This window comes from Pseudomonas sp. (genome assembly GCF_035277045.1).
Taxonomy (GTDB): Bacteria; Pseudomonadota; Gammaproteobacteria; order Pseudomonadales; family Pseudomonadaceae; genus Aquipseudomonas.
Genome location: NZ_DATELE010000237.1, coordinates 1 through 7,586 on the forward strand (window position 1 = coordinate 1; position 7,586 = coordinate 7,586).

At 64.5% G+C, this 7,586-nt stretch carries 7 protein-coding genes and 3 tRNA genes; 3 read left to right on the plus strand and 7 right to left on the minus strand.

Features of this window, described 5'->3' with window-relative positions; translation table 11 throughout:
- Nucleotides 1-46 precede the first annotated feature (46 nt).
- The 3 genes from VJS90_RS13560 to VJS90_RS13570 form a co-directional block, all read right to left on the minus strand.
- Nucleotides 47-120 (minus strand) — tRNA-Cys (locus tag VJS90_RS13560).
- Between the two features lie 39 nt (nucleotides 121-159).
- Nucleotides 160-235 (minus strand) — tRNA-Gly (locus tag VJS90_RS13565).
- 2 nt (nucleotides 236-237) lie between these two features.
- Nucleotides 238-313, minus strand: a tRNA-Glu gene (locus VJS90_RS13570).
- A 300-nt stretch (nucleotides 314-613) separates the two neighbouring features.
- On the opposite strand from VJS90_RS13570, the gene VJS90_RS13575 reads away from it, so the two are divergent.
- Nucleotides 614-1,381: a hypothetical protein gene (locus VJS90_RS13575; RefSeq protein ID WP_324122165.1), complete on the plus strand. Its 768-nt coding sequence runs from the start codon at nucleotides 614-616 to the stop codon at nucleotides 1,379-1,381.
- 72 nt (nucleotides 1,382-1,453) lie between these two features.
- Here the strand turns inward: VJS90_RS13575 and VJS90_RS13580 are convergent, their stop codons facing one another.
- The gene (locus VJS90_RS13580; RefSeq protein WP_324122166.1) at nucleotides 1,454-1,936 is read right to left on the minus strand and encodes a GAF domain-containing protein; all 483 of its coding nucleotides are present in this window, start codon (nucleotides 1,934-1,936) and stop codon (nucleotides 1,454-1,456) included.
- Nucleotides 1,933-2,823 carry an ATP-binding protein gene (locus tag VJS90_RS13585; protein WP_324122167.1) on the minus strand — a complete coding sequence of 297 codons (891 nt, stop codon included), beginning with the start codon at nucleotides 2,821-2,823 and terminating at the stop codon, nucleotides 1,933-1,935. The genes VJS90_RS13580 and VJS90_RS13585 overlap by 4 nt, the downstream gene beginning before the upstream one ends.
- Before the next feature lie 76 nt (nucleotides 2,824-2,899).
- Here VJS90_RS13585 and VJS90_RS13590 point away from each other — a divergent pair, with 76 nt between their 5' ends.
- A complete protein-coding gene (locus VJS90_RS13590; RefSeq protein ID WP_324122168.1) occupies nucleotides 2,900-5,260 on the plus strand; it encodes a response regulator in 2,361 nt (786 codons plus the stop codon).
- On the opposite strand, the gene VJS90_RS13595 is transcribed toward VJS90_RS13590, so the two are convergent.
- Nucleotides 5,250-5,738, minus strand: coding sequence for a glutathione peroxidase (locus tag VJS90_RS13595; protein WP_324122169.1), 489 nt, complete (start codon nucleotides 5,736-5,738; stop codon nucleotides 5,250-5,252). The two genes, VJS90_RS13590 and VJS90_RS13595, sit on opposite strands and share 11 nt — an antisense overlap.
- Complete coding sequence (gene msrB / locus VJS90_RS13600; protein WP_324122170.1) at nucleotides 5,738-6,148, minus strand: peptide-methionine (R)-S-oxide reductase MsrB; 411 nt, start codon at nucleotides 6,146-6,148, stop codon at nucleotides 5,738-5,740. The genes VJS90_RS13595 and msrB overlap by 1 nt, the downstream gene beginning before the upstream one ends.
- Nucleotides 6,149-6,315: 167 nt before the next feature.
- Here msrB and VJS90_RS13605 point away from each other — a divergent pair, with 167 nt between their 5' ends.
- Nucleotides 6,316-7,527, plus strand: coding sequence for a pyridoxal phosphate-dependent aminotransferase (locus VJS90_RS13605; RefSeq protein ID WP_324122171.1), 1,212 nt, complete (start codon nucleotides 6,316-6,318; stop codon nucleotides 7,525-7,527).
- Nucleotides 7,528-7,586: the final 59 nt, after the last annotated feature.

Genomic DNA, 7,586 nt, shown 5'->3' on the forward strand with positions numbered 1-7,586 from the left:
AACGACCGCGAAAGTCGTTGCCCTTCAATGCCTTGCATCGGGACAATGGAGGCCTAGGTCGGAATCGAACCGGCGTACGCGGATTTGCAGTCCGCTGCATGACCACTCTGCCACCTAGCCGAGGAGGCGTGGCCTCCTTGCGGCCACTTCAAGAAAGACTGGAGCGGGAAACGAGACTCGAACTCGCGACCCCGACCTTGGCAAGGTCGTGCTCTACCAACTGAGCTATTCCCGCAATGGCGTCCCCTAGGGGACTCGAACCCCTGTTACCGCCGTGAAAGGGCGGTGTCCTAGGCCACTAGACGAAGGGGACACACTACAACTTCACTCCCTGCCGCGTTTCGCTGTGTGCTTTACGCTGCAAGTGGCGCGCATTCTATGGATGCCGACAAAAGCCGTCAACACTTTTCTATAAATTTATTTAAATCAACGACTTCGCCGATACAGAGGGGGCCTGCGACGGACTGCTTTTATATTGGCGTTGATTTTCTGACAGGCTAACGGCACTGTGCCACTACCGCCGCGCGATCCGCCGGACAGCCCTATCCGCTCAAGGGCGAACCCACTACACTTCTTCCCTATAGCTGCATAACTACATAATGAGGCGTTACCGGTGACCCCACTCCTGATCACCCTGCTTGTTGTCGCGGGGATCGCATTGCTGATCGTGATCGGCTACCTCAATAACGTGGTCGAGAACGGCAAGCTCGAACGCGCGCGGGTAAAGATCGAACTCAGCGAGCGCCTGCGCCGCTGTGGCGAAATCACCGAGACCTTTCCCGGCCAGTTGATGACGCCAGCGCTCAAGCTGCTGCTGACCCGTCTCGAGCTCAACCTCAACCAGCGCCAGTTGCAGCTGGAAAAGAACAACGCCCAGCTCAAGGCACGCATTGCCGAGCTCGAGGGCCTGATTGGCCAGGGTGAACAGATTCCGGTGAACAACCCGCCGGGCCCGATCCTCACCGAGGTCAAGGCCAAGGACGTGCGCTTCCTGCTCGAAGCGCTGCACAGCCAGGTATCGCGGGCCACCCAGGAAGGCTTCCTGCCGAGCAGCGAAGGCAAGCACTGGGTCAAGGAAATCCGCCATATCCTGGTGCTGGTGCACATCGAGTACTTCAACAACCTGGGACAGCAGGCCCTGCAGCAAGCCGAACCCGCCCAGGCGCGCCTGGCGTTCGAGCGCGGCGTGCAGTACCTGCGCAAGCAGCCTGAGCCCGCGCTGTACCAGGAACAGCTGGCGTACATGGAGAAGCTGCTGGCCCGGGCCAAGGCCCAGGTGCTCGACGAGCTGGAGCCAGCGGTGGACGAGCAGAACGAACTGACCGAAGGCCTCAAGACGGATGAGAGCGAGACCTGGAAGAAGCGGGTGATCTACGATTGACCGGTCGGGCCCCTTCGCTGGCGTGCAAGCGAAGGGGCCCTTGCAGACAACAAAGCGCTCAGACTGCGCGAATCAGCAATCACTCAACTCAAGAAACAACGCCGCCAGCTTCTCCAGCCCCACCTGATCCGCCTCGCTGAACCGCCCCACCTTCGGGCTGTCCAGGTCCAGCACACCAATCAGCCTCCCCTCCTTCACCAGCGGGATCACCAGCTCGCTGTTCGACGCGCTGTCGCAGGCGATATGCCCGGGAAACGCATGCACATCCTCGACCCGCTGGGTCTGCCGGGTGGCCGCGGCCGCGCCACACACGCCGCGCTCGAACGGGATGCGCACGCAGGCCACCTGGCCCTGAAACGGGCCGAGCACCAGCTCTTCTTCGCGGTTGAGGTAGAACCCGGCCCAGTTCAGGTCGTCGACCTGATGGTAGAGAAACGCCGAAAACTGCGCGGCATTGGCGATGAAGTCACGCTCGTCGGCGAACAGCGCCTGCACTTGCGCGGCCATCAGGTCGTAGCCATCGAGGCCGGCGCCACTGGCGTTGAGGTCGATCATGTTTTTTGCTCCAGCAATTGCAGTCCGACCCAGTAGCGGGCGAACTGGTAGGCACAACGGCCATTACGGTTACCGCGCCCGGTTGCCCAGCGCACGGCGAGTGTGTCCAGGGCCTCGTCACGCTGCCAGGCAAGCCCGGCCTCGCCGGCCAGCTGGCCGATCCAGTGCTCGACCACGTCGAGGAAGTGCTCCTGGGAGAAGGGATAGAACGACAGCCACAGGCCGAAGCGGTCCGACAGAGCGATCTTGTCCTCCACCGCCTCGTTGGGGTGCAGCTCGCCGTCGATCATCTTCCAGTTCTCGTTGTCGCTCTGCTTTTCAGGCACCAGGTGACGACGGTTGGAGGTGGCATACAGCAGCACGTTGTCCGGCGCCTGCTCCAGCGAGCCGTCGAGCACGCTCTTGAGCACCCGGTAGTCGCCCTCCCCGGCTTCGAACGACAGGTCATCGCAGAACAGCACGAAGCGCTGGGGCAGTTTCGACAACTGCTCGACCACCCGCGGCAGGTCCGCCAGGTGGTCGCGCTCGATCTCGATCAGGCGCAGGCCGGCAGCGGCGTGCTCGGCCAGCAGCGCGCGCACCAGCGACGACTTGCCGGTGCCGCGCGAGCCCCACAGCAAGGCATGGTTGGCGGGCAGGCCGTCGATGAACTGCGCGGTATTACGGCCCAGCTGGTCACGTTGCTTGTCGACGCCGATCAGGTCGGACAAGCGGATGTCCAGGCTCACGTCAAGCGGCATCAGGTAGCCGCTGCGGCCATCACGCTGCCAGCGCGCGGCCAGGCACTGCTGCCAGTCGATGGTCGGGCGCTGCGCCGGCAGCAGCGGTTCGAGGCGGGCGAGCACGGATTCCGCGCGCTCCAGAAAAGCGGTCAAACGAGCGTCCACGACAACTCCTTAAAACAAATGCAGGGGCATGGCTGAACAGATGACAGGCCGTGCCAGCAGCCGAGGTCGATCAGCTATGCTTGCGCAGCGCACGGAACGTGAAACTGGCTCGGGACTCATGGATATCAAGTTCACCAATCGCCTGTCCTACAAGCAAGCCCGGTTGACGGTCCTGGTCGGCTTCATCCTCGGGACCTTGCTCAGTGTTGTCCAGATCGGGATGGATTATGCCAGCGAAGACGCCTCCATCAACCGTGAAGTGCGAGCGTTGCTGCAAATCAGCCACAATCCGGCCTCGCGCATCGCCTACAACATCGATGCCGAGCTTGCCCAGGAGCTGGCCGCCGGGCTGCTGCGCTCGCCCGCGGTCATCCGGGCGCGGCTGATCGACAACAACGAGACCGTGCTGGCCGACATCTGGCGCCCACGCCAGGAAGCCCGCTCCCGGGTGATCAGTGACTTCCTGTTCGGCGGACAGCGCCAGTTCCAGGACCGCCTTTATCTCGCCCACATGCCCGAGCAATACCTGGGCACCCTGTACCTGGACGTCGACACCTATGCCTTTGGCGGGCGCTTTCTCGAGCGGGCCGGGATCACCCTGTTCAACGGCTTCGCCCGCAGCCTGGTGCTCACCGGCATCCTCCTTGCGCTGTTCTACATGATGCTGACCAAGCCGCTGGTCACGGTGATCCGCGCCCTCAGCGAAAGCAACCCGCGCGAGCCGGGGCAGACCCGGCTGACCTTCCCCAAGGGCCACGAGCAGGACGAGATCGGCGTGCTGGTCAAGGTCGCCAACCAGCAGTTCGTCAGCATGGCCGCCGAGATCCAGCAGCGGCGCAGCGCGGAAAACCGCCTCACCGACTACCTCGGCGAGCTCGAGAACATCGTCTCGGCTCGCACCGAGGAGCTCAAGGCCAGCAACCACCAGCTCAGCCAGTCCAACCAGGAACTCGAAGAAGCGCGCCGCCGGGCGCTGGACATGGCCCAGGCGCGCGCGGCGTTCCTGGCCAACATGAGCCACGAGATCCGCACGCCGCTCAATGGCCTTCTGGGGATGATCGCGCTTTCGCTGGACGGGCCGCTGAGCGCCGAGCAGCGCCAGCAGCTGGCGATCGCCCACGACTCGGGCAAGGTGCTGGTGGAGCTGCTCAACGATGTGCTCGACCTGTCCAAGTTCGACGCCGGGCAGTTGCAGCTCGAACGCATCGCCTTCGACATGGGGGCACTGGTCGAGGACACCGCCAACCTGCTATCGCAGAACGCCGCGCCCAGCGCCGAGCTGACCTGCCTGATCGAACCCGGTTTTGCCAGCATGCTGCTGGGCGACCCGACGCGAGTGCGGCAGATCGTCAGCAACCTGCTGTCCAATGCCCTCAAGTTCACCCGCTTCGGCCGCGTCGATGTGCGCCTCGGACTGCACAGCGGCGGCGTGCGCCTTGAGGTGCGCGACAGCGGCATCGGCATCGCGCGGGAGGCCCAGGCGCGGATTTTCCAGCCGTTTACCCAGGCTGGCGCGGGAATCACCCGCCAGTATGGCGGCACTGGCCTGGGCCTGGCGCTGACCAACAACCTGTGCAAGGCCATGCAGGGCACGTTGCGCATCAGCTCCGAGGCAGGTTTTGGCAGCTGTTTCACCGCCGAGCTGCCGTTGCCGGCACACACCGCTGCCATGGCGCCTGCTCTTCTGCAAGGACGGGTAGTCCTGCTGGGCAGCGCGGGCAGCGGGCTGTGCGAGCTGCTACAGATGCACCTGCCGGGCTGGGGCCTGGACTACCAGCGCCATGACAACGCGCAGGGACTGGCCGGCGCGCAGCCCGACCTGCTGATCATCGACGGCCTGGACGCACTGGCGGGCCTGCGCCCCGCCATCACGGCACCGATCCTGCTGGTGACCGCCTACGGCAACTTCCTGCCGGGCGAGCAGGCGGCGCAGCTGGCGCCATTACAGCAACTGGCCCGGCCGCTGGCACGCAACGCCCTGTACCAGACGCTGCGCCGCACCCTGCAAGGGGCAGAATCGGCGCAGTCCCTGGACCTTGACGGCCATGCGGGCACGCTGCGGCGGGCCCGCGTGCTGCTGGTCGAGGACAACCCGGTCAACCAGCTGGTGGCCAAGGGCATGCTGGCCAAGCTGGGCTGCGAGGTGCAGGTCGCGGTGCAAGGCGCCGAGGCCCTCGCATTGCTGGAGGGCCCCGCCTTCGACCTGGTGCTGATGGACTGCAACATGCCGGTGATGGATGGCTACGAGGCCAGCCGGCGCATCCGCGAGGATGGCCGCTGGCCGGCCCTGCCCATCGTCGCCCTCACCGCCAACGCCATGCCCGAGGAGCGTGAACGCTGCCGCGCCGCGGGCATGGACGATTACCTGGCCAAGCCGTTTCGCCGCGAAGAGCTGCTGGCGCTGCTCGACCACTGGGCGCCGCCGGTCAGCGGCTGAGCAGTCGCTCGATGGTGTCGTCCAGCGCCTGCGGCTTGGTGCTGGGCGCATAGCGATGCACCTGGCCGCTGGCCGGGTCGATCAGGAACTTGGTGAAATTCCACTTGATCCGCTCGGTGCCGAACAGGCCCGGGGCGCGCTTCTTGAGCTCGGTGAACAGCGGGTGCGCCAGCGCCCCGTTGACCTCGACCTTGCGGAACATCGGAAAGCTGACGCCGAAATTGGCCTCGCAGAACTGCGCGATCTCGCGCGCATCGCCCGGCTCCTGCTTGCCGAACTGGTTGCAGGGAAAGCCCAGCACCACCAGGCCGCGCCCGCGATGGCGCTGCCACAACTGCTCGAGGCCCTTGTACTGCGGGGTGAAACCGCACTGGCTGGCGGTATTGACCACCAGCAGCGCCTTGCCCCGGAAATCACCCAAGACCTTGTGCTCACCGCCCAGGGTGACGCAAGGAATCGTCAGCAGTGCATCGGCCATCAATGCTCTCCAGGCGTGGCGCGCGGCTGGAAGTCCAGGCACACCGAGTTGATGCAGTAGCGCAGCCCGGTGGGCGGCGGCCCGTCGGGAAACACATGGCCCAGGTGCGCATCGCAGCGGGCGCAGGTGACCTCGGTGCGAATCATCCCGTGGGAGGTATCGCGGATCTCGATCATCGCGCGCTCCTCGATCGGCGCGTAGAAGCTGGGCCAGCCGCAGCCCGAGTCAAACTTGGTGCTCGAGTCGAACAGCGGTTCCTCGCAGCAGATGCAGGTGTAGACCCCGTCGCGGCGCTCGCTGTTGTACTGGCCGCTGAACGGCCGTTCGGTGCCTTTGAGGCGGCACACCTGGTACTGGGCGGGATCGAGCATCTCGCGCCACTCCTCCAGGGTTTTTTCGATCTTTTGCATGAGTGGACCTCGGCAGGCTAAAAACCCCGCGCTCTGGCTTTTTTCTGGCGCGGGCGGCACGTATATTATTGCGCCTCTATCCCAGACATCAGTCTGGCACCCGCACCCTACGGTTTTCAAACCCTTTGACAGCAATGTGCGGCGACATTTCCAACCGGGATCACATCATGCAGTTCAGCAAATCGAACAAGCTCGCCAATGTCTGCTACGACATTCGTGGCCCAGTGCTCAAGCACGCCAAGCGCCTGGAAGAGGAAGGCCACCGCATCCTCAAGCTGAACATCGGCAATCCGGCGCCGTTTGGCTTCGAGGCGCCGGAGGAAATTCTCCAGGACGTGATCCGCAACCTGCCAACCGCCCAGGGCTACAGCGACTCCAAGGGACTGTTCAGCGCGCGCAAGGCAGTGATGCAATATTGCCAGCAGAAGCAGATCGAAGGCGTGAGCATCGAGGACATCTACCTGGGCAACGGCGTGTCCGAGCTGATCGTGATGTCGATGCAGGCGCTGCTCAACAACGGCGACGAGGTGCTGATCCCGGCGCCCGACTACCCGCTGTGGACCGCCGCGGTGAGCCTGGCGGGCGGCAACCCGGTGCACTACCTGTGCGACGAGCAGGCCGACTGGTTCCCTGACCTTGACGACATCAAGGCCAAGATCACGCCCAACACCAAGGCCCTGGTGATCATCAACCCGAACAACCCCACCGGCGCCGTGTACTCGCGCGAGCTGCTGCTGGGCATGCTGGAGATTGCCCGCCAGCACAACCTGGTGGTGTTCTCCGACGAGATCTACGACAAGATCCTCTACGACGAAGCCGTGCACATCAGCACCGCGGCGCTGGCGCCCGACCTGCTGTGCCTGACCTTCAACGGGCTGTCCAAGTCCTACCGCGTGGCCGGTTTCCGTTCGGGCTGGCTGATCATCTCCGGGCCCAAGCACCATGCCCAGAGCTACATCGAAGGCATCGACATGCTGGCCAACATGCGCCTGTGCGCCAACGTACCGGCCCAGCATGCCATCCAGACCGCGCTGGGCGGCTACCAGAGCATCAACGACCTGGTGCTGCCGCCGGGCCGCCTGCTGGAGCAGCGCAACCGCACCTGGGAGCTGCTCAACGACATTCCCGGGGTGAGCTGCGTGAAGCCGATGGGGGCGCTGTATGCGTTTCCCAAGATCGACCCGAAGGTCTGCCCGATCCACAACGACGAGAAGTTCGTGCTGGACCTGCTGCTGTCCGAACGGCTGCTGGTGGTGCAAGGCACGGCGTTCAACTGGCCGTGGCCGGATCACTTCCGCGTGGTGACATTGCCGCGGGTGGATGACCTGGAGCAGGCGATCGGGCGGATCGGGAGTTTCCTGCGCACGTACCGGCAGTAACGGGAGCGTTGCGGCCCTTTCGCTGGCAAGCCAGCTCCCACAGCTACCGCGCTGACCTT

Excerpts from the sequence above, each read along its gene's own strand:
- VJS90_RS13595 (WP_324122169.1), bottom strand. The coding sequence starts at position 5,738 with ATGGCCGATGCACTGCTGACGATTCCTTGCGTCACCCTGGGCGGTGAG.
- msrB (WP_324122170.1), bottom strand. The coding sequence starts at position 6,148 with ATGCAAAAGATCGAAAAAACCCTGGAGGAGTGGCGCGAGATGCTCGAT.
- VJS90_RS13590 (WP_324122168.1), top strand. The coding sequence starts at position 2,900 with ATGCTTGCGCAGCGCACGGAACGTGAAACTGGCTCGGGACTCATGGAT.
- VJS90_RS13580 (WP_324122166.1), bottom strand. The coding sequence starts at position 1,936 with ATGATCGACCTCAACGCCAGTGGCGCCGGCCTCGATGGCTACGACCTG.
- VJS90_RS13605 (WP_324122171.1), top strand. The coding sequence starts at position 6,316 with ATGCAGTTCAGCAAATCGAACAAGCTCGCCAATGTCTGCTACGACATT.